This is a genomic window from Streptomyces sp. AC512_CC834, assembly GCF_019049325.1.
Lineage (GTDB): Bacteria > Actinomycetota > Actinomycetes > Streptomycetales > Streptomycetaceae > Streptomyces.
Genome location: NZ_JAGMUO010000104.1, coordinates 208,150 through 228,066 on the forward strand (window position 1 = coordinate 208,150; position 19,917 = coordinate 228,066).

At 70.4% G+C, this 19,917-nt stretch carries 21 protein-coding genes, 4 tRNA genes and 1 pseudogene; 19 read left to right on the forward strand and 7 right to left on the reverse strand.

Annotated features, from left to right (window positions below; genetic code table 11):
- Positions 1-6: 6 nt before the first annotated feature.
- The 5 genes and pseudogenes from KUM40_RS34520 (at position 7) to KUM40_RS34540 (ending at position 5,331) form a co-directional block, all read left to right on the forward strand.
- Positions 7-1,581, forward strand: a complete 1,575-nt coding sequence (locus KUM40_RS34520) for a NuoM family protein (RefSeq protein ID WP_217170240.1) — start codon at positions 7-9, stop codon at positions 1,579-1,581.
- Complete coding sequence (locus tag KUM40_RS34525) at positions 1,578-3,125, forward strand: NADH-quinone oxidoreductase subunit N (protein WP_217170241.1); 1,548 nt, start codon at positions 1,578-1,580, stop codon at positions 3,123-3,125. The genes KUM40_RS34520 and KUM40_RS34525 overlap by 4 nt, the downstream gene beginning before the upstream one ends.
- 259 nt (positions 3,126-3,384) lie before the next feature.
- The gene (htpX, locus tag KUM40_RS34530) at positions 3,385-4,248 is read left to right on the forward strand and encodes a zinc metalloprotease HtpX (protein ID WP_217170242.1); all 864 of its coding nucleotides are present in this window, start codon (positions 3,385-3,387) and stop codon (positions 4,246-4,248) included.
- Complete coding sequence (locus tag KUM40_RS34535; RefSeq protein ID WP_217170243.1) at positions 4,245-4,661, forward strand: YccF domain-containing protein; 417 nt, start codon at positions 4,245-4,247, stop codon at positions 4,659-4,661. The genes htpX and KUM40_RS34535 overlap by 4 nt, the downstream gene beginning before the upstream one ends.
- 76 nt (positions 4,662-4,737) lie before the next feature.
- Positions 4,738-5,331, forward strand: a pseudogene (locus KUM40_RS34540) (SMI1/KNR4 family protein).
- A gap of 157 nt (positions 5,332-5,488) precedes the next feature.
- Here KUM40_RS34540 and KUM40_RS34545 read toward each other — a convergent pair.
- Positions 5,489-6,733 (reverse strand): APC family permease, encoded by a 1,245-nt coding sequence (locus KUM40_RS34545; protein ID WP_217170244.1) that lies wholly within the window; start codon positions 6,731-6,733, stop codon positions 5,489-5,491.
- Positions 6,734-6,884: 151 nt separating this feature from the next.
- On the opposite strand from KUM40_RS34545, the gene KUM40_RS34550 reads away from it, so the two are divergent.
- A complete protein-coding gene (locus tag KUM40_RS34550) occupies positions 6,885-7,151 on the forward strand; it encodes a GlsB/YeaQ/YmgE family stress response membrane protein (protein ID WP_217170245.1) in 267 nt (88 codons plus the stop codon).
- Between the two features lie 79 nt (positions 7,152-7,230).
- On the opposite strand, the gene KUM40_RS34555 is transcribed toward KUM40_RS34550, so the two are convergent.
- Positions 7,231-7,719, reverse strand: coding sequence for a YajQ family cyclic di-GMP-binding protein (locus KUM40_RS34555; RefSeq protein WP_217170246.1), 489 nt, complete (start codon positions 7,717-7,719; stop codon positions 7,231-7,233).
- A gap of 235 nt (positions 7,720-7,954) precedes the next feature.
- On the opposite strand from KUM40_RS34555, the gene KUM40_RS34560 reads away from it, so the two are divergent.
- Positions 7,955-8,036: transfer RNA gene (locus KUM40_RS34560), tRNA-Tyr, on the forward strand.
- Between the two features lie 91 nt (positions 8,037-8,127).
- On the forward strand, positions 8,128-8,346 hold the full coding sequence (locus KUM40_RS41810) for a hypothetical protein (RefSeq protein WP_254396087.1): 219 nt from the start codon (positions 8,128-8,130) through the stop codon (positions 8,344-8,346).
- Between the two features lie 22 nt (positions 8,347-8,368).
- Here the strand turns inward: KUM40_RS41810 and KUM40_RS34565 are convergent, their stop codons facing one another.
- Both KUM40_RS34565 and KUM40_RS34570 read right to left on the reverse strand, forming a co-directional pair.
- Complete coding sequence (locus tag KUM40_RS34565) at positions 8,369-9,025, reverse strand: NAD(P)H-binding protein (RefSeq protein ID WP_217170247.1); 657 nt, start codon at positions 9,023-9,025, stop codon at positions 8,369-8,371.
- Between the two features lie 144 nt (positions 9,026-9,169).
- On the reverse strand, positions 9,170-10,465 hold the full coding sequence (locus KUM40_RS34570; protein WP_217170248.1) for an amidohydrolase family protein: 1,296 nt from the start codon (positions 10,463-10,465) through the stop codon (positions 9,170-9,172).
- A gap of 213 nt (positions 10,466-10,678) precedes the next feature.
- On the opposite strand from KUM40_RS34570, the gene KUM40_RS34575 reads away from it, so the two are divergent.
- The 6 genes from KUM40_RS34575 (at position 10,679) to KUM40_RS34600 (ending at position 13,636) form a co-directional block, all read left to right on the forward strand.
- Positions 10,679-10,751, forward strand: a tRNA-Thr gene (locus tag KUM40_RS34575).
- 47 nt (positions 10,752-10,798) lie between these two features.
- Positions 10,799-10,871 (forward strand) — tRNA-Met (locus tag KUM40_RS34580).
- 89 nt (positions 10,872-10,960) lie between these two features.
- Positions 10,961-11,125, forward strand: a complete 165-nt coding sequence (gene rpmG / locus KUM40_RS34585; protein WP_003948671.1) for a 50S ribosomal protein L33 — start codon at positions 10,961-10,963, stop codon at positions 11,123-11,125.
- Between the two features lie 159 nt (positions 11,126-11,284).
- Positions 11,285-11,737: a MaoC family dehydratase N-terminal domain-containing protein gene (locus tag KUM40_RS34590; RefSeq protein ID WP_217170249.1), complete on the forward strand. Its 453-nt coding sequence runs from the start codon at positions 11,285-11,287 to the stop codon at positions 11,735-11,737.
- A gap of 40 nt (positions 11,738-11,777) precedes the next feature.
- Positions 11,778-12,218 (forward strand): MaoC family dehydratase, encoded by a 441-nt coding sequence (locus tag KUM40_RS34595; protein ID WP_217170308.1) that lies wholly within the window; start codon positions 11,778-11,780, stop codon positions 12,216-12,218.
- Between the two features lie 338 nt (positions 12,219-12,556).
- A complete protein-coding gene (locus KUM40_RS34600; protein WP_217170250.1) occupies positions 12,557-13,636 on the forward strand; it encodes a UDP-N-acetylmuramate dehydrogenase in 1,080 nt (359 codons plus the stop codon).
- A 67-nt stretch (positions 13,637-13,703) separates the two neighbouring features.
- On the opposite strand, the gene KUM40_RS34605 is transcribed toward KUM40_RS34600, so the two are convergent.
- A complete protein-coding gene (locus KUM40_RS34605; RefSeq protein ID WP_217170309.1) occupies positions 13,704-14,336 on the reverse strand; it encodes an NAD(P)-dependent oxidoreductase in 633 nt (210 codons plus the stop codon).
- A gap of 121 nt (positions 14,337-14,457) precedes the next feature.
- Between KUM40_RS34605 and KUM40_RS34610 the strand changes: the two genes are divergently transcribed.
- Entirely contained in the window at positions 14,458-15,054 is a 597-nt protein-coding gene (locus tag KUM40_RS34610; protein ID WP_217170251.1) for a TetR/AcrR family transcriptional regulator, read from the forward strand.
- Positions 15,055-15,154: 100 nt separating this feature from the next.
- Here the strand turns inward: KUM40_RS34610 and KUM40_RS34615 are convergent, their stop codons facing one another.
- Together KUM40_RS34615 and KUM40_RS34620 are read right to left on the reverse strand one after the other, a co-directional pair.
- Positions 15,155-16,186 (reverse strand): adenosine deaminase, encoded by a 1,032-nt coding sequence (locus tag KUM40_RS34615; RefSeq protein ID WP_217170252.1) that lies wholly within the window; start codon positions 16,184-16,186, stop codon positions 15,155-15,157.
- Between the two features lie 149 nt (positions 16,187-16,335).
- The gene (locus tag KUM40_RS34620) at positions 16,336-17,562 is read right to left on the reverse strand and encodes a pyridoxal phosphate-dependent aminotransferase (RefSeq protein ID WP_217170253.1); all 1,227 of its coding nucleotides are present in this window, start codon (positions 17,560-17,562) and stop codon (positions 16,336-16,338) included.
- 272 nt (positions 17,563-17,834) lie between these two features.
- Between KUM40_RS34620 and KUM40_RS34625 the strand changes: the two genes are divergently transcribed.
- The 4 genes from KUM40_RS34625 to rplK all read left to right on the forward strand — a co-directional run bounded on the left by KUM40_RS34625 (position 17,835) and on the right by rplK (position 19,895).
- A tRNA-Trp gene (locus KUM40_RS34625) sits at positions 17,835-17,907 on the forward strand.
- Between the two features lie 108 nt (positions 17,908-18,015).
- Positions 18,016-18,303, forward strand: a complete 288-nt coding sequence (gene secE / locus KUM40_RS34630; RefSeq protein WP_052839543.1) for a preprotein translocase subunit SecE — start codon at positions 18,016-18,018, stop codon at positions 18,301-18,303.
- A gap of 80 nt (positions 18,304-18,383) precedes the next feature.
- Entirely contained in the window at positions 18,384-19,283 is a 900-nt protein-coding gene (gene nusG, locus KUM40_RS34635; protein WP_217170254.1) for a transcription termination/antitermination protein NusG, read from the forward strand.
- A gap of 177 nt (positions 19,284-19,460) precedes the next feature.
- Positions 19,461-19,895 carry a 50S ribosomal protein L11 gene (gene rplK / locus KUM40_RS34640; protein WP_003974315.1) on the forward strand — a complete coding sequence of 145 codons (435 nt, stop codon included), beginning with the start codon at positions 19,461-19,463 and terminating at the stop codon, positions 19,893-19,895.
- Positions 19,896-19,917 lie beyond the last annotated feature (22 nt).

The following is a 19,917-nucleotide window of genomic DNA, read 5'->3' on the forward strand; positions in this document are numbered from 1 at the left end:
GCAGGCGTGATCGATATCAACGAGTCCGTGATGCAGTTCCTTCTCGCGTTCGTCGTCGTCGGCCCGCTTCTCGGCGCCGCCGCCGCTCTTGTGCCGGCCCCGCCCGGGCTGAAGGGGAAGTCCCCCGAGCAGGCCGTACTCCGGCACGGCCTGACCGTCACCGGCGCCGTCCTCATCGCCGCGGTCGTCCTCGTGCTCGGCTTCGACCACGACCATCCGTCGAAGATGCAGGCCAGCACCGACATCAGTTGGATCCCGGCACTCGACGTGCGCATCCACCTCGGCATCGACGGCATCTCCCTCCCCCTGCTGGTCCTGACCGCGCTGCTGACCTTCCTCTGCGCGCTCTACTCGTACTTCAAGCAGCCCCGGGTCCCCAGCCCCAAGGCCTTCGTCGCGCTCCTGCTCGTCCTGGAGTCCGGCACCCTCGCGACCTTCGCCGTCCTCGATCTGATCCTGTTCTTCCTGGCCTTCGAGATGGTCCTCATCCCGATGTACTTCCTCATCGCCCGCTGGGGCGGCGAGGGACGGGCCGCGGCCGCCTGGAAGTTCATCCTCTTCACGCTCCTCGGCTCCGTCGTCATGCTGCTCGGCCTGCTCCTGATCGGAATCACGGCGGGCACATTCGACATGGTGGCACTCGCCACTGACAACGGCCGGTCGCTGACCACATCCGTGCAGGTCATCGCGGTCCTGGCGATCGGGATCGGGCTCGCGGTGAAGACGCCGATGTGGCCGCTGCACAGTTGGCTGCCCGACGCCCACACCGCCGCGCCGACCGTCGGTTCGGTCCTGCTGGCCGGCGTCCTGTTGAAGATGGGGACGTACGGGTTCGTCCGGATCCTGCTCCCGGCCGCGCCGGACGGCTTCCGCGTCTTCGCGCCCTACCTCGCCGCGCTCGCCGTGGTCGGCATCATCTACGGCTCGCTGGCCTGCCTGGCCCTCGCCAAACGGGGCGCGAAGGGCGACCTCAAACGCCTCATCGCCTACTCCTCCGTCGGCCACATGGGCTTCGTCCTGCTCGGCATCGCCACGATGACCCCGACCGGCGTGAACGGTGCCCTGTTCGCCAACATCGCCCACGGCCTCATCACCGGCCTGCTCTTCTTCGTGGTCGGTGCCCTCAAGGACCGCACCGGCACGACCGACCTCGACACCCTCGCCGAGGAGACCGGAGCGGCCCTGTACGGCAAGGCACCGCGCCTCGGCGGCCTGCTCGCCTTCGCCGCGGTCGCCTCGCTCGGCCTGCCGGGCCTGGCCGGATTCTGGGGCGAGATGCTCGCCCTGTTCGGCGCCTTCGACCCGCACGCCGACCTCAGCCGCCCCGCCTTCCTCACCTTCATGGCGATCGCGGCGTTCGGCACGCTGCTGACCGCCGCGTACATGCTGATCGTGGTCCGTCGTGTCTGCATGGGCGCCGTACCGCGGGACGCCCCGGCCCTCACCGACGTACGCACGTACGAGTTCGCCGCCTGGACCCCGCTCGTCGCCCTCACCGTCGTCGCCGGACTGTGGCCCAAAACCCTCCTCGGGCTGACCGACCCGGCCGTGCAGCAGCTCCTCTCAGGAGGCACCCGATGAGCGTCCAGGCCCAGACCCTCGCCGAGCCGTTGTCGCAGCCCCTGGCCCAGAACCTCGTCCAGTCCGTCGACTGGCTCGCCATCGCGCCGCCCACCATCACGGCGCTCGTCGGACTCGTCGTCCTCGTCGCCGACCTCTTCGTCAAGGACGCCCGCAAGTCGCTGCTCGGCTGGATCTCGCTCGCCGGACTCGCCGCCTCCGCCCTCATGCTGCTGCCCCTGGTGAACGACGACCGCTCGACGTTCTGCCTGACCGGCGAGCCCGGCGTCTGCAGCTACACCGCGGACACGTTCACCCTCGCCATCCAGTTCCTGGTCCTCGGCGGCGCGCTCCTGACCGCCCTCCTGTCCGTCACCGCCGTGAAGGACGCCGACCGGGGGCTCCCCGAGGGCGAGTTCTGGTTCCTGCTGCTCTCCTCCGCGGCCGGCGCCGCCCTCCTGCCCGCCTCCCGCGACCTGGCGACCCTCATCGTCGCCCTGGAGGTCGCCTCCCTGCCCGCCTTCGCCCTCGTCGGCCTGCGGCAGGGCGACCGCAGATCCTCCGAAGCGGCCCTGAAGTTCTTCCTGTCCTCGGTCACCGCGACCGCGGTCAGCCTCATGGGCATCAGCTTCGTCTACGCCACCACGGGCACCCTCTATCTCACCCAGGTGGCCGACCGCATCCAGCACGTCGACGGACAGTTCACCACGCTCGCCCAGACCGGCGTCGTCCTCACCCTCGTCGGCTTCGCCTTCAAGACGGCCGCCGTGCCCTTCCACTTCTGGGTGCCCGACACCTACGTGGGCGCCCCCCTGCCGATCGCGGCCTACCTGTCCGTCGTGGGCAAGGCGGTCGGCTTCTCGGGCCTGATCCTCGTCACGGTCGTCGCCCTCCCCTCCTATGCCGACGTCTGGGGCCCGGCCCTCGCGGCTCTGGCCGCGCTCACCATGACCGTCGGCAACGTCGGAGCCCTCCGCCAGCAGGCCACGCGCGCGTACAGCGCGGTACGCCTGCTCGCCTGGTCGTCCGTCAGCCAGGCCGGCTACCTCCTGGTGCCGATCGCCGCCGCCGCGTACTCCGACAACCCCGAGCGCTCGATCGGCTCCACCGTCGCCTACGCCCTCATGTACGCCGTGGTGAACCTCGGCGCCTTCGCGGTCGCCGCACTCGTGGGCCGCACGAGGTCCCAGAACCGCGTGGCCGACTACCGCGGCCTGTACGCGTCCAACCCGCTCACCGCCCTGCTCCTGGCGTTCTTCCTGCTCTGCCTCGCCGGACTGCCGCCCGGCATCATCGGACTCTTCGCCAAGGTCACGGTGTTCTCCGCGGCCGTGGACGCCGGACTCGGCTGGCTGGCCGTCGTCATGGCCGTCAACGTCGTGATCGCGCTCTTCTATTACCTCCGATGGACGGCTCTGCTGTTCCACACGCCCGAGGACGCGACCGTCAGGCACCGCGTCCCCGCCCCCCTCACGGCCGCGATCACCGTGACCGCGGTCCTCGCCGTCGCCCTCTCCGGAGCACCCCAGTTGATCCTGCGCTTCGCCGACACCGGGCTCTTCTGAACGCAGGCGTTCCGGCACGCGCGTGCGGCACCCGGCCTCCACGCGCGCGTGCCGCCCGATGCGGCCGTCACCCGTACGGACCACGTGCGCCGCGCCGGGCGCCGGGGAACTGGTGACCCTCGCCTGGCGTTGACCAGTACGGAAGGGTCCACTGGACGTGTCGCCACGGCACCGGTGGCATCGGAGACCAGCAAGCAACCACAGCGAGCGAGACCAGCAAGCGAAGGGTTCCCCTGCTGCACCACTTGGAGGGCGTACCGTGCACCGCCGGCACAACGGGCTCAGGACCGCAGTCCTCCTCGGAGGACTGTCCGCGCTCATCATCGTCATCGGCAGTTTCTTCGGCCGAGCGGGCCTCGTCGTCGCCGTCCTCGTCGCCCTGGGTACCAACGCGTACGCGTACTGGAACAGCGACAGGCTGGCGCTGCGCGCGATGCGTGCCCGTCCGGTGAGCGAGTTCGAGGCCCCGGCGCTGTACCGCATGGTGCGCGAGCTCTCCACCCAGGCCCGCCAGCCGATGCCCCGCCTGTACATCTCGCCCACGGAGGCGCCGAACGCCTTCGCGACGGGCCGCAACCCGCGCAACGCGGCCGTGTGCTGTACCGAGGGCATCATGCGCCTGCTCGACGAGCGCGAGCTGCGCGGTGTCATCGGGCACGAGCTCAGCCACGTCTACAACCGCGACATCCTGATCTCCTCCGTCGCCGGCGCCCTCGCCTCCGTGATCATGTTCCTGGTCAACTTCGCCTGGCTGATCCCTGTCGGACGGTCCAACGACGACGACGGGCCAGGTCTGCTGGGCATGCTCCTCATCATGCTTCTCGGACCGCTCGCCGCCACCGTCATCCAACTGGCGATCAGTCGCTCGCGGGAGTACGAGGCCGACGTCTCCGGTGCCCAGCTCACCGGCGACCCGCTCGCCCTCGCCGGCGCCCTGCGCAAACTGGAGGTGGGCACGAAGCAGCTCCCGCTGCCCCCGGAACCCCGGATCGAGACCGCCAGCCACATGATGATTGCCAACCCCTTCCGTCCGGGGCAGGGTCTCTCGAAGATGTTCTCCACCCACCCGCCGATGGCGGAGCGAATCGCCCGGCTCGAAAAGATGGCAGGTCGTCAGCAGTGAAGACCATCCTCAACGTCATTTGGCTCGTGCTCAGCGGCTTCTGGCTGTTCCTCGGCTACCTGCTCGCCGGCGCGCTGCTCTGCATCACGATTATCGGAATCCCGTTTGGCATCGCGGCGTTCCGTATCGGTGTCTACGCCCTGTGGCCCTTCGGGTACACGGCGGTCGAGCGCCGCGACGCCGGAGCACCGTCCTGCATCGGAAACGTGCTGTGGCTTGTCCTCGCCGGCTGGTGGCTGGCCATCGGCCACATCGTCACCGGCATCGCGCTGTGCGTCACGATCATCGGCATCCCGCTCGGCATCGCCAACTTCAAGCTGATCCCCGTCTCGCTGCTTCCGATGGGCCGCGAGATCGTGCGCACGGACCAGCCGTTCACGGCCGCCGGCCCCACCCAGCGAACCGGCTGGTAAGAGTCGTCGTTGTCCACAACTTCCGGGTTGTCCACAGGCCCGCTCGGATGTCAGTGACGCCCTGCATCATGAACACATGACCGAGAACGAGCAGTTGCTGGAACGGGTGGCCGCCAAAGCGCGGAACACCCGGCCGTGGGGCTAGGCTTCCCTGCCCGAGCCCGTGGACGGGGCGACGCGGGCCCGCGCCGAGGCCGCGCTGGGCTTCCCACTCCCCTCGCTGCTCACCGAGCTGTACCCGCGCATAGGGGACGGCGGATTCGGCCCGGACTACGGTCTGTTGCCCCTGCTCGACAACCCGCCCTCCGGCGAGCCCGCCGCCGTCGCCCAGTACCTCGCCAACCGCGAGAGCGCCGTGAAGGACCCGGACTGGCCGTGGCCCGAGGGCGTCCTGCCGATATCCCACTGGGGTTGCGCGATGTACGCGTGCGTCGACTGCCGCTCCCCGCAGGCCACCGTTCTCCTCTTCGAGCCCAACGCCGGCGACGCCGACCACGCCTGGTACGTCGACGCCCCGAGCCTCACCGACTGGCTGCGCGCCTGGGTCGACGGCACGGGCTGGTACGAGGAGGCCAACGAAGGTCCGGAGCCGACCCCGTGGACCGACTTCCCCATATGTACCGGGAGACGGCCCGGTACGACGGACAAGGCGCCCGCACGGGCCTCCTGAGACAACCGGCCGGGCCCGCTCCCACCGAGAGACGAGGCGCCGTCGGGCGGTGGACGGCGGGCGCCGGGCGGCAGGCCGTGGGCGCCGCCACGCCACGTCCCCGCCCGCCGCCGCGCCCAACCCCACGCCCGTCGGCGCGCCCCGCCCAGGCCGCCGCCTACCGCGAAACCTGCTGCCCCCGCACCCCGTACGCCACCAAACCCACCGCCAGCACACCCACACCTACGACGACCGACACCACCGGAAGCGAGCACGCGAGCACCACACACCCGATCAGCCCCAGCGCCGGTAGGACCCGCGACGCCCTGGACGGCTCGAGCGTCCAGGCCGAGGCGTTGGCCACGGTGTAGTACGCCAGCACACCGAAGGAGGAGAACCCGATCGCCCCACGTACGTCCACCGTGGCGGCCAGGACCGTGACCACCGCGCCCACCGCCAATTCCGCCCGGTGCGGCACCTGGGAACGCGGGTGCACCGCGGCCAGCGCCTGGGGCAGGTGACGGTCCCGGGCCATGGCCAGCATCGTCCGTGAGACGCCCAGGATCAGCGCCAGCAGAGAGCCCAGCGCGGCCACGGCGGCGCCCACCCGCACGACCGGCGCCAGCCCCGGCAGGCCGGCCGCCCGCACCGCGTCGGCCAGCGGCGCCGTCGCCTGCCCCAGACCGCCCGAGCCCAGTACAGAGAGGACAGCCACCGCGACACACCCGTACACCGCCAGCGTGATGCCCAGGGCCAGCGGGATCGCGCGGGGAATCGTGCGCCGCGGGTCCCGCACCTCCTCACCGAGGGTCGCGACGCGCGCGTACCCCGCGAACGCGAAGAACAGCAGGCCGGCCGCTTGGAGGAGTCCGCCGGTGCCTCCTGACAAGCCGACGTCCAGCCGCCCGGAGTCGGCCCGTCCCGACCCCAGACACACCGCCACCACGGAAGCGAGGACAGCGAGGACCACGGCCACGATCACCCGCGTCACCCAGGCGGACTTCTGAATCCCGCCATAGTTCACCGCGGTCAGCGCCACCACGGCCGCGACCGCCACCACGTGCGCCCGCTCCGGCCAGACGTATGCGCCCACGGTGAGCGCCATGGCGGCACAGGAGGCCGTCTTCCCGACGATGAACGACCAGCCTGCGAGATAGCCCCAGAAATCGCCGAGCCGCTCACGCCCGTAGACATACGTGCCGCCCGAGGCCGGATACCGGGCGGCCAGCCGTGCCGAGGACATGGCGTTGCAGTAGGCGACGACGGCTGCCACGGCGAGGGCCGGGAGCAGCCCCGACCCGGCGGCGCGCGCCGCGGGCGCCAGGGCGGCGAAGACCCCGGCGCCGATCATCGAACCGAGACCCACGACGACGGCGTCGCCCACACCGAGGGTGCGACGCAGCTCCGAACCCGCAGGTGTCATGGCTCGCACCATACTGATCAGCGCAACCACCGGGCGCGGTCGGAACGTCTTGCCCATCAAGAGGACAGAGGACAGAGGACATGAACACCGGGGGAAGAGGCCCACAGCACTGGGACAGTGCGGGCACAGCGAGAAAGGGCAGGATCACGGCATGACCGTCATCGGCTGGATCATCCTCGGACTGTTGGCCGGAGCCATCGCCAAGTTCCTGCTGCCGGGCCGCGACCCGGGAGGTTTCATAGGCACCACTCTCATCGGCGTCGCGGGCGCGTTCATCGGCGGCTGGATATCGGCGCGCTGGCTGGACCACCCGATCAGCAAGGACTTCTACGACGGTGCCACCTGGGCGTCGGCGATCGGCGGTTCCCTGGTGCTCCTGGTCGCCTACCGTCTGCTGTTCGGCAACTCGCGCAACTGAACGCGCGCGGACCGCAGACGAGGGAAGGGTGGGCACCGTCGGGTGCCCACCCTTCCCTCGTCGTCATCCGCTCAACAGGTCACCGGTAGTTCACGAACTGCAGTGCGAACTCGAAGTCCTGGCCCTTGAGCAGGGCGATCACGGTCTGCAGGTCGTCCCGGTTCTTCGAGGAGACCCGCAGCTCCTCGCCCTGCACCTGAGCCTTCACGCCCTTGGGGCCCTCGTCGCGGATGAGCTTGGCCACCTTCTTCGCGTTCTCCTGGGAAATGCCCTCCTCGATCGACGCGAAGATCTTGTACTCCTTGCCGGAGAGCTGGGGCTCGCCCGCGTCCAGAGCCTTCAGCGAAATGCCCCGCTTGATCAGCTTGGACTGGAAGACGTCGAGGACAGCGCTCACCCGGTCTTCGGAGTTGGCCTCCATGAGGATCTTCTCCCCGGACCACGAGATCGAGGCCCCCACGCCCTTGAAGTCGTAGCGCTGCGAGATCTCCTTGGCGGCCTGGTTGAGGGCGTTGTCGACCTCCTGCCGCTCGACCTTCGAGACGATGTCGAAACTGGAGTCGGCCATGTCCTGTGGCTCCTTGTATCTGGGTGCGTGTCGGGCCGCGTATCGGGTCCGTACCGGCGTACATCGGCGGCCGCCGAGCCCGGCGGGGTCCTCGGCCGCGTCCGGACAAGCCTAGTCACCCGCCACGCCCCGAGCGGCGATCAATCGGGTGGCGAAGCACCCCTCCACATCAGGTATCGTTTACGTCGTTGCCACAGAGCACCGCCCAAAAGCGGTTCGACGGGCAGCGAACCCCGGCGGTGTGCCCGAGCGGCCAAAGGGAGCAGACTGTAAATCTGCCGGCTCAGCCTTCCCAGGTTCGAATCCTGGCGCCGCCACACGGGAACGAAAGGGCCCTGTGACCTGCCTGAACAGCAGGTCGCAGGGCCCTTCGTCATGCGTCGGCCGCCCAGCGGGCAGACTGGTGCCATGGCCTCGTCCTCCCGTCGCAGAAACTGCCCCGAGTGCCGTCGCGAGATCGCGGTCGTCGCGGGGCGTTACGCGCGCCATGATCCGCCCGGTGCGCGGGGGAGCGGGGAGCTCGTCTCCTGCCCCGGTTCGCGTCGATCGGCGCAACTCGGTGCGGCGCAGCCGTCCTTGGACGGGTACGTCGTCCCCGAGTTCCCCGGACAGTTGCCCCTGTTCTGACCGTTCGGGCCCAGCGCCGCCCTCAGTTCCCGGCCACCGACTTCACCGCTACCGAAGCGGGCGTCGAACCGCTGATCAGCTCCAGCGTCAGGCCGTTCGTGGCCGGGGTGTCGACCAGTTCCGCCAGGACGGCGGCGACGTCGTCGCGCGGAACGGGGCCGCGGCCGGTGCGCGCCTCCAGGCGGACGAGGCCCGTGCCCGCTTCGTCCGTCAGGGCGCCGGGACGTAGGATCGTCCAGTCCAACGCGTCCAGCGAACCCACGTACGCGTCGGCCTCGCCCTTGGCACGCAGGTAGACGTCGAAGATCTCGTCCCCCTGGTGCCGGGGGTCGGCGCCCATGGACGACACGATCACGAAGCGCCGTACGCCCGCCCGGACCGCCGCGTCCGCGAAGAGGACCGCCGCCGCCTTGTCCACCGTGTCCTTGCGTCCCGCCCCGCTTCCGGGGCCGGCCCCCGCGGCGAAGACCGCCGCGTCCGCGCCCCGCAGCCGTTCCGCCACCTGCTCGACCGGGACCGACTCCAGGTCCAGCACGATCGGTTCGGCGCCGGCCGCCCGCAGATCGTCGGCCTGCTCGGCCTTGCGGATGATGCCCGCCACCTCGTCACCGCGCGCGGCGAGCAACCGCTCGAGCCGCAGCGCGATCTGACCATGACCACCAGCGATGACAATGCGCATGTCTTCGACCGTACGCCCCGACGGCCGCCCGCGCCGCACGACTTCGGCCGCCCGCGCCGCACCATTATTCGCCGTTCGCCGTCGGCGCGACCCGTCCCCCGCCCTGTCCCGTCCTGCGGTTCTCGCCGCCCGCCCCGGCTCGCCTCAGGCCGTGTTCCCGTGCCCGTCCCGCCCGTCGCGTCGCCCTTGCCCGCCGCGCCCCTGCCGGGGCAGCCCCAGGTCCGACGCGGTGGTCGAGTCGCCGTACTCCCGTACCGCGCTGGTCCGTGCAACCACACGCCCCCGGTGCACCACGATCCTGCTGTACGCCAGGGACAGCGCGCCCGCCAGCCGGTCCCCGCGTACGGCGACGAGTTCCGCCGGGAAACCCGCCTCCACCCGTACCTCGGGCAGACCCATGGCCGCCCGCGCCGCCGCGCTCACCGCGTCGTAGGCCTCCTCGGGGCGCAGCCCGTGACGGGAGGCCAGCAGGTACGCCGCCTCCAGGGGGTCCCCGCGCCCGACCGGGTTGGACACGTCCCGCAGCGCACCGCTCCCCGCGGCGACCCGCACCCCGGCCGCCCGCAGCAGCCGTACCGGAGCGGTGCCGTCGGGAAGCTCCACGGCGCCGCAGGCGCCCTGCGGCAGGCAGACCACCGTCACCCCGGCCGCCGCGAGCTGGTCCGCGGCCCGGGAGACCACCTCGGCGGGCAGCTTGCCCAGGCCGTCGCAGGGGCCGAGGGCCACGCCGGGACGCAGCCCGCCCGCCATCGCCGCCAGGCGGGCCAGCCGCGCCGGGTCGGCGGCGTCCGTGTGCAGGTCGACCGGGCAGCCGTGCTCGGCGGCGACCTCCAGGACCGCCTCCACGTACCCCGTCGGATCGGGGTCCAGGTCCGGACACCCGCCCACCACGTCCGCGCCCATCTTGAGCGCGTCCCGCAGCATCGCCAGCCCGTCGGCCCCGGCCACCCCGGTCAGGACCCTCGGCATGGCCACCGCGGTCAGTTCGGCGAGCCCGCGCAGCGAGCGCCGGGCCCGCAGTACGGCGGTCAGCGCGCCCAGCCCCGGAACGTCGCCCACCCGCACGTGCGCCCGTAGCGCGGTGGCCCCGTGTCCCAGTTGGAGCAGGGCGGCCTCAGTGGCCCGGCGCTGGACGTCCTCGGGGTCGTAGGAGACGGGCCCGGGGGCGTCGGCCGTCAGGGCCGTGTCGGCGTGGACGTGGGGATCGACGGGGGCGGGGAGGAGCAGGTAACCGCCGAGGTCCAGGCGGGTGCCGGGACCGGACGCGCGCCCCGGGGTCAGGCTGCCGGCCGTGCCGACCGCCTCGATACGGCCGCCGCAGAGCCGTACGTCCACGGTCCGGCCGTCGGTGAGCCGCGCCCCGCACAGCAGGAGCGAACCGCGGTCGGCGGGGCCCGAGGGGGAGGGCGAGTGGGGCGGCTGCGGCTGACTGTCGGGCATCGCGCTCCTCTGGGCTCGGGGCTGCGCAGTGGGGGACGCAAGATCACGCAGAGTGAGTCGAGCCTAGGACGGTGATCAGCCCGTGGCGCGGAGGAGCGAAATAGTCGTACCGGTGCGGTCTGCCCTCCCGCGGCGGGCGGGACGAGACCGGGGCAGGGGCGGCGAAACGGATTTGGGCGAACGGTGGGCGACCGTGTAATGTCTTCATCGCTCGCCCCAATAGCTCAGTCGGCAGAGCGTCTCCATGGTAAGGAGAAGGTCAACGGTTCGATTCCGTTTTGGGGCTCTGGTGTGAGAGGTTCCCCGTCGCGAGGCGGGGTCCGATCGCATCACAGCGGTGTAGCTCAGTCGGTAGAGCAAGCGGCTCATAATCGCTGTGTCACCGGTTCAAGTCCGGTCACCGCTACTCTCAGTAGCCGATTGCGGGGTCGGTCCTTCAATCGGCTACTCTTTCCTGCGTTAATACAATCAACCCGTCCGTCAAGGAGCACTCACGTGGCTGCCACCGACGTCCGCCCGAAGATCACGCTGGCCTGCGTGGAGTGCAAGGAGCGGAACTACATCACCAAGAAGAACCGGCGTAACAACCCGGACCGACTGGAGATGAAGAAGCACTGCCCGCGTTGCAACGCGCACACCGCGCACCGCGAAACGCGATAGACACAGGCTCGTACACGAGGCCGTCCCCGAGGCTTGGGGGCGGCCTCGTGTCGTTGTCACCGCCACTCGTTGGCCAAGACACCCGTTGGTCGAGCCACTCGTTGGTAAGGCCACTCGTCGGCACAGCCGCGAAGAGCAGCAGCAGGAGGTTGCCAGCCCATGGCGCTCGACCAGACGTTCGTGGGGCGGACCTATCCGCCGACCGCGCCCTACGAGGTGGGCCGGGAGAAGATCCGTGAGTTCGCGGAGGCGGTGGGGGACACCAACCCGGCGTACACCGACGCGCAGGCCGCGAAGGTGCTCGGCCACTCCGATGTGATCGCTCCGCCGACGTTCGTGTTCTCGATCACGTTCAAGGCGGCCGGTCAGGTCATCGAGGACCCGCAGCTCGGCCTGGACTACGGCCGGGTGGTGCACGGCGACCAGAAGTTCGCCTACGCCCGTCCGGTGCGTGCCGGCGACCGACTCACGGTCACCTCCACCATCGAGGCGATCAAGTCGATGGCGGGCAACGACATCCTGGACATCCGCGGCGAGGTCCACGACGAGGCCGGCGAGCACGTCGTGACCGCCTGGACCAAGCTCGTGGCCCGCGCGGCCGAGGAGGCGTGAGCATTCCATGACGCATCCCACGAATCCCACGACGCATCCCATGACGCGCCCCGCGACGGCGAAGATCGCGTGCAGCGACGTCGAGGTCGGCACCGAACTGCCCGCGCAGAGCTTCCCCGTGGACCGCGCCACGCTCGTGCGGTACGCGGGTGCCTCCGGCGACTTCAACCCGATCCACTGGAACGAGAAGTTCGCCAAGGAGGTCGGCCTGCCGGACGTCATCGCGCACGGCATGTTCACCATGGCCGAGGCGATCCGCGTCGTCACCGACTGGACCGGGGACCCGGGCGCGGTCGTGGAGTACGGCGTCCGCTTCACCAGGCCCGTCGTCGTCCCGAACGACGACCGGGGTGCCGTGATCGAGGTCAGCGGCAAGGTGGCGGCCAAGCTCGACGACAACACCGTCCGCGTCGACCTCACGGCCACCAGCGCCGGCCAGAAGGTTCTCGGCATGTCCCGGGCGGTCGTGCGACTGGGCTGACCGGCCTGTTCGGTCCCGCCTGCTCCGCTCACGAGAGGCCGCAGGGGTAAGGGGCGTTCTGTATGGAGGACGCCCCTTACCGCTTCGCGATCCCGTCCCGCCGCCGTACCGACGGCGCGGCCGCCCTCGTACTGACCGAACGAGACAGAACGCTGCACAGGACACGAGAGGAGGATCCTCCCTTGGGCCGTGCCGAACCGGCCCCCGCAGGCACCGCAGGCACCGAGGCACCGAGGCCCTCAAGGACTTCGTCTCACTTCGTCCCGCTCCGGCACCCGCATTGACCGAAGAACGCCCGGCCGTCCGGTCGGGGCGTTTCCCGCTGCCCGGCGCTGTCAGTGGCGTCTCGTAGTCTTGAGCGCGTGCAGGAACTCCACGACGCTCCCCTCGCCCCGCTGACCACCTTCCGACTAGGAGGACCGGCGACCCGGCTGGTCACGGCCACGACCGACGCCGAAGTGATCGCCGCCGTCCGCGAGGCCGACGACACCGGCACCCCCCTGCTGCTCATCGGCGGCGGATCCAACCTGGTCATCGGCGACAAGGGCTTCGAGGGCACCGCCCTGCACATCGCCACCCGAGGCCTCCTGCTCGACGGCACCACGCTGGAGCTGGCGGCCGGCGAGATCTGGACCGACGCCGTCGCTCGCACCGTCGAGGCCGGCCTGGCGGGTGTCGAGTGCCTGGCCGGCATCCCCGGCTCGGCGGGCGCCACGCCCATCCAGAACGTCGGCGCGTACGGCCAGGAGGTGTCCTCCACGATCACCGAGGTGATCGCCTACGACCGTAGGTCCCGCGAAACGGTCGCCCTCTCCACCACCGACTGCGGCTTCTCCTACCGCCACAGCCGCTTCAAGGCCGAGCCCGAGCGGTACGTCGTCCTGCGGGTCCGCTTCGAGCTGGAGGACGCCGGCGGCCTCTCCGCGCCGTTGCGCTACGCCGAGACGGCCCGCGCCCTCGGCGTCGGGGCGGGCGACCGGGTGCCGCTGACGACCGCCCGGGAAACCGTGCTGAAGCTGCGCGCGGGGAAGGGGATGGTGCTGGACCCCGAGGACCACGACACCTGGTCGGCCGGGTCGTTCTTCACCAACCCGATCCTCACGGACGAGGAGTTCGCCGCGTTCCGCTCGCGCGCGGCCATGCTCCTCGGGGACGCCGTGGAGCCGCCCGCCTTCCCGGCCGGTGAGGGCCGCGTCAAGACCTCCGCGGCCTGGCTGATCGACAGAGCGGGCTTCACCAAGGGCTACGGCACCGGCCCCGCCCGCATCTCCACCAAGCACACCCTCGCCCTCACCAACCGCGGCGAGGCGACCGCGGAGGACCTGCTCGCCCTGGCCCGCGAGGTCGTCGCCGGGGTCCAGGACGCCTTCGGCGTCACGCTGGTCAACGAACCGGTGACGGTCGGCGTGAGCCTGTGACCGCAGGCGGCAGCGCAGGCAGTACCGGCAGTACGGGCACTACTGGCAGTACTGGCAGTACAGGCCCTCAGTAGGCCACCCCTACGCCCTGCTTCACCGTCCCCGTGTCCTCGGTCATGGCGAGCATCGCGTGGGCGACGTCGGCGCGGCCGATGAAGCGCCCCTTGGACGGAAAACCGCCGATCACCGTCCGGTACCGGCCCGAGAGCGGTTTGTCCTGCAGCCGCGGCGGCCGGACGGCGGTCCAGTCCGTGGCGCTGCGCGCGATCTCCGCCTCCATGGCACGCAGGTCGGCGTAGATGTCCTTGAGGACGGCGGATACGACGCCGCGCGCGGCCCGGTCCAGCAGTCCCGCGTCCTGCGCCTCCGGCCCGACCGGAGCGGCACTGACCACCACCAGCCGGCGCACACCCTCCGCCTCCATCGCGCCGAGGACCGTACGGGTCAGCCTGGTCCCGACCCCGGCGTCGGCGCGGCTGCGGGCGCCGAGCCCGGACAGCACGGCGTCCCGGCCGGCCACCGCGGACTGCACCGCCGCCGGATCGCCCAGGTCCGCCCGGAACACCTCCAGGCGCTCCCCGTCCACGTGCAGCCGCGCGGGATCCCGTACGACGGCCGTGACCCGATGCCCGGCGCCGAGCGCCTGCCGGACGATCTCCTGACCGATGCCCCCGGTGGCACCGAACACGGTGAGTTCCATGACGTACTCCCTTCCACGCGGCGCGGTGTGGCCGCCCAGGGTGGGTGAGTACTCACTCACCCCCATCTCCTCTAGAGTGAGTAAGTACTCACCCACTAGTCAAGCCCCGACTGGAGCAGCCATGCCGCCCGCCAAGCCGGCCCGGGAGCGCATCCTGGACGCCGCCCATGAGCTGATGCTGACCGTCGGGCTCGCCCGCGCCACCACCAAGGAGATCGCAAGGGTGGCCGACTGCTCCGAGGCCGCGCTGTACAAGCACTTCGCGAGCAAGGAGGAGCTGTTCATCCGGGTCCTCTCCGAACGGCTCCCGAGGCTGACCCCCTTGCTCCGGGGCCTCACGGCCGAGCCCGGACGGGCCCCGCTCGAAGAGAACCTCACGGAGATCGCCCACCAGGCCGCGCTCTTCTACGAACAGAGCTTCCCGATCGCCGCGTCGCTGTACGCCCAGACGCAGCTCAAGCGCCGCCACGACGAGGCGATGCGCGAGCTGGGCACCGGCCCGCACCTGCCGATCGAGGGCCTCGACACGTATCTGCGGGCGGAGCAGGCCGCGGGCCGCGTCAGCGCCGACGCGGACACCTTCGCGGCCGCGTCGCTCCTGCTGGGGGCCTGCGCGCAGCGGGCGTTCGCGTACGACGCGACCCCGACCGGCGTACGCCCGCCGGCCGACGCCTTCGCACGCCGCCTGTCCCGAACGCTCCTCGCCGGGCTCCGCTGACCACCGAACCCCAAGCCCGAACTCCAGGCCGGACCCCAAGCCCGAACCCCACGCCCGAACCCCACGCCCGAACCCCCGCACCCCCGTGCGCCCCGCCCGCCTACGCCGTCAGCCAGTCGTCCACCCCCGCCAGCAGCTTCCCCTTGACCTCCTGCGGCGCGGCCGACCCCCGCACCGACTGACGCGCCAGTTCCGCCAGCTCCGCGTCGGTGAACCCGTGGTGCTCCCGCGCGATCCCGTACTGGGCCGCCAGCCGGGCCCCGAACAGCAGCGGATCGTCCGCGCCCAGCGCCATCGGCACCCCCGCATCGAACAGCCTCCGCAGCGGCACGTCCTCCGGCTTCTCGTACACACCGAGGGCGACATTCGACGCCGGACACACCTCGCACGTCACCTGCCGGTCGGCGAGCCGCTTCAGCAGTCGCGGATCCTCCGCCGCGCGTACGCCGTGCCCGATCCGGTCGGCCTCCAGGTCGTCCAGACAGTCCCGCACCGACGCAGGACCCGTCAGCTCACCCCCGTGCGGCGCGGACAGCAGCCCGCCCTCCCGCGCGATCGCGAACGCCCGGTCGAAGTCACGGGCCATCCCCCGGCGTTCGTCGTTCGACAGCCCGAAGCCGACCACGCCCCGCTCCGCGTACCGCACCGCCAGCCGCGCCAGCGTCCGCGCGTCCAGGGGGTGCTTCATCCGGTTCGCGGCCACCAGCACCCGCATCCCGATCCCGGTGTCCCGCACGGTCGTCTCCACCGCGTCCAGGATGATCTCCAGCGCCGGAATCAAGCCACCCAGCCGCGGCGCGTAGGACGTCGGATCGACCTGGATCTCCAGCCACCCCGACCCGTCCCGCAGATCCTCCTCCGCGGCCTCCCGCACCAGCCGCTGGATGTCCTCCGGCGTCTGCAGACACGACCGCGCCGCGTCGTACAGCCGCTGGAAGCGGAACCAGCCCCGCTCGTCGGTCGCCCGCAGCTTCGGCGACTCCCCGCGGCTCAGTGCGTCGGTCAGCGTGTCGGGCAGCCGCACGCCGTGTTTGTCGGCCAGTTCCAGCAGGGTCGTGGGCCGCATCGATCCGGTGAAGTGCAGGTGGAGATGGGCCTTGGGCAGTTCAGAGACATCACGTACACGCGCCATTTGTTGATCCTGCCGCACGACACGCCCGGTCCGACAGCACTTTCCCCGTACGTGGTCTTGCTCGCACAAACAACGCACAACCAAACAGGGGCCGCACCTCGACGCCGAGGTGCGGCCCCTGCCGGGAAACGAAGGGGAGGAGGGGGCGGTCAGTCCCGCGCCTCCGCCAGCAGCTTCTGGATCCGGCTCACGCCCTCGACGAGGTCCTCGTCCCCGAGCGCGTACGACAGCCGCAGGTACCCGGGCGTACCGAACGCCTCACCCGGTACCACCGCGACCTCGGCCTCCTCCAGGATCAGCGCGGCCAGCTCGACCGAGTTCTGCGGACGCCTGCCGCGGATCTCCTTGCCGAGCAGCGCCTTCACCGACGGGTAGGCGTAGAACGCGCCCTTGGGCTCCGGGCACAGCACGCCGTCGATCTCGTTGAGCATCCGCACGATGGTCTGGCGGCGCCGGTCGAAGGCCTCCCGCATCTTCGCCACGGCGTCCAGGTCGCCGGAGACCGCGGCGAGCGCGGCCGCCTGGGACACGTTGGCCACGTTGGACGTCGCGTGCGACTGGAGGTTCGTCGCGGCCTTGACGACGTCCTTCGGGCCGATGACCCACCCGACCCGCCAGCCGGTCATCGCGTACGTCTTCGCCACACCGTTGACCACGATGCACTTGTCGCGCAGCTCGGGCAGCAGCGCCGGCATGGACACGGAGAAGGCGTCGCCGTAGACGAGGTGCTCGTAGATCTCGTCGGTCAGCACCCACAGACCGTGCTCGACGGCCCACGTGCCGATCGCCTCGGTCTCGGCCTCGCTGTACACGGCCCCCGTCGGGTTCGACGGCGACACGAAGAGGACGACCTTGGTCTTCTTGGTGCGCGCGGCCTCCAACTGCTCCACGCTCACCCGGTAGCCGGTCGTCTCGTCGGCGACGACCTCGACGGGCACACCGCCGGCCAGCCGGATCGACTCGGGGTACGTCGTCCAGTACGGCGCCGGGACGATGACCTCGTCGCCCGGGTCGAGGATCGCGGCGAACGCCTCGTAGATGGCCTGCTTGCCGCCGTTGGTGACCAGGATCTGCGACGGGTCGACCTCGTACCCGGAGTCGCGCAGCGTCTTCGCGGCGATCGCGGCCTTCAGCTCGGGCAGTCCGCCGGCCGGCGTGTAGCGGTGGTACTTCGGGTTCTTGCACGCCTCGACGGCGGCCTCGACGATGTAGTCCGGCGTCGGGAAGTCGGGCTCACCCGCGCCGAAGCCGATCACTGGACGCCCGGCGGCCTTGAGGGCCTTCGCCTTGGCGTCCACGGCGAGGGTCGCGGACTCGGAGATCGCGCCGATGCGGGCGGAGACCCGGTGCTCGGTGGGAGGGGTTGCAGGGCTCATGGCCCCATCGTTCCAGACCGGAAACTTCCCCGGCACACGGGTTTCACGGACTGAACAGGACTGGCCCCCGGACCGGCACCGGACCGGCACCGGGCCGGGACCGGACCGGTGCAGGACCGGGTGGGGGCCCTGAACATCAGTCCGGACGTGCTTTCTGTTCGACGCCCGGCCCCTGAACACGTACACTCTCACCTCGTTGGCCTTCACTGGCCCGCGATCATCCGGCGCACACCAAGCGTCCGGGCGGATGCGGTACGTTGGGGGACACACAAAGGGTCGTAGCTCAATTGGTAGAGCACTGGTCTCCAAAACCAGCGGTTGGGGGTTCAAGTCCCTCCGGCCCTGCTACACACGCCTTCGCCAGGATGTGTGCGCATGTACGTACAGCAATGCACCGCCGTGCGGCTCCAACCGGGCGCGGCACGGCCACGACCCGGAATCAGGTGAGGACGAGTGACGGACGCCGTGGGCTCCATCGACATGCCTGATGCCCAGGACGAGGCGCCGGACTCCAAGAGGAAGTCGCGCAAGGGCGGCAAGCGAGGCAAGAAGGGCCCGCTGAAGCGGCTCGCGCTCTTCTACCGCCAGATCGTCGCGGAGCTGCGCAAGGTTGTCTGGCCCAGCCGCAACCAGCTAACCACGTACACCACCGTGGTGATCATCTTTGTGGTCATCATGATCGGCCTGGTGACTCTGATTGACTATGGCTTCTCTCACGCCGCCAAGTACGTCTTCGGCTGAGTCGAGAGCGAAGGGCGCCGAGGTACCCGGCGCCCCTTTCGCGTGTTCCACCCCTATGTATCCAGGAAGAAGCAGCCACAGTGTCTGACCCGAACGTGAACGACGCCATCGAGCCGGTCGAGTCCGTCGAGGACGAGCCCGGCACCGTCGAGGGCGCCGACAACGAGGACACCGAGGCCTCCGCCGAGGCCGAGGCTGCCGACGACACCGTCGTCGCGGAAGCGGAAGCTGACGCGGAGGCCGAAGCGGACGTGGACGAGACCGCGGAGCCGACCGAGACCGCGGACGTGGACGAGACCGCGGACGCGGACGACGTGGAGGCCGTCCAGGCCGAAGCGGAGGCCGAGGAGCCCGAGCCCGAGCTCGACCCGATCGACAAGCTCCGCCAGGAGCTGCGCGTCCTCCCCGGCGAGTGGTACGTCATCCACACCTACGCCGGTTACGAGAACCGCGTGAAGACCAACCTCGAGCAGCGTGCCGTCTCGCTGAACGTCGAGGACTTCATCTTCCAGGCCGAGGTGCCGCAGGAAGAGGTCGCGCAGATCAAGAACGGCGAGCGCAAGACGATCCGTCAGAACAAGCTCCCCGGCTACGTGCTGGTGCGCATGGACCTGACGAACGAGTCCTGGGGTGTCGTCCGCAACACCCCCGGCGTCACCGGCTTCGTCGGCAACGCCTACGACCCGTACCCGCTGACGCTGGACGAGATCGTCAAGATGCTCGCCCCGGAGGCCGAGGAGAAGGCCGCCCGCGAGGCCGCCGAGGCCGAGGGCAAGCCGGCTCCGCAGCGCAAGGTCGAGGTCCAGGTCCTGGACTTCGAGGTCGGCGACTCGGTCACCGTCACCGACGGCCCGTTCGCGACGCTGCAGGCCACGATCAACGAGATCAACGCCGACTCGAAGAAGGTCAAGGGCCTCGTCGAGATCTTCGGCCGCGAGACCCCGGTCGAGCTGAGCTTCGACCAGATCCAGAAGAACTGATCCTTCGGGTATCTGTACTTCCGGCCAGGTCAGACAGGCTCCCAAGGCCTGTCTGACCTGCTCGGTTTTTAGCCGCGCAGGAGTACCCGTTAGGGTTATGCGGTTGCCTTCGGGCAGTGGAACGTGAAAGCGCCTAGTGCGCACGACAATCGACAATGAAATGGGAGAGGACCCGAAATGCCTCCCAAGAAGAAGAAGGTCACGGGGCTCATCAAGCTCCAGATCCAGGCCGGTGCCGCGAACCCGGCTCCGCCGGTCGGCCCCGCGCTGGGCCAGCACGGCGTCAACATCATGGAGTTCTGCAAGGCCTACAACGCCGCGACCGAGTCGCAGCGTGGCTGGGTCATCCCGGTGGAGATCACGGTCTACGAGGACCGTTCCTTCACCTTCATCACCAAGACCCCGCCGGCCGCGAAGATGATCCTCAAGGCCGCGGGCGTGGAGAAGGGCTCCGGCGAGCCGCACAAGACCAAGGTCGCGAAGATCACGCGTGACCAGGTCCGTGAGATCGCCACCACCAAGATGCCCGACCTCAACGCCAACGACCTGGACCAGGCGGAGAAGATCATCGCCGGTACCGCTCGTTCCATGGGCGTCACGGTCGAGGGCTGACCTCCACCCCCGTAAGCCAGCC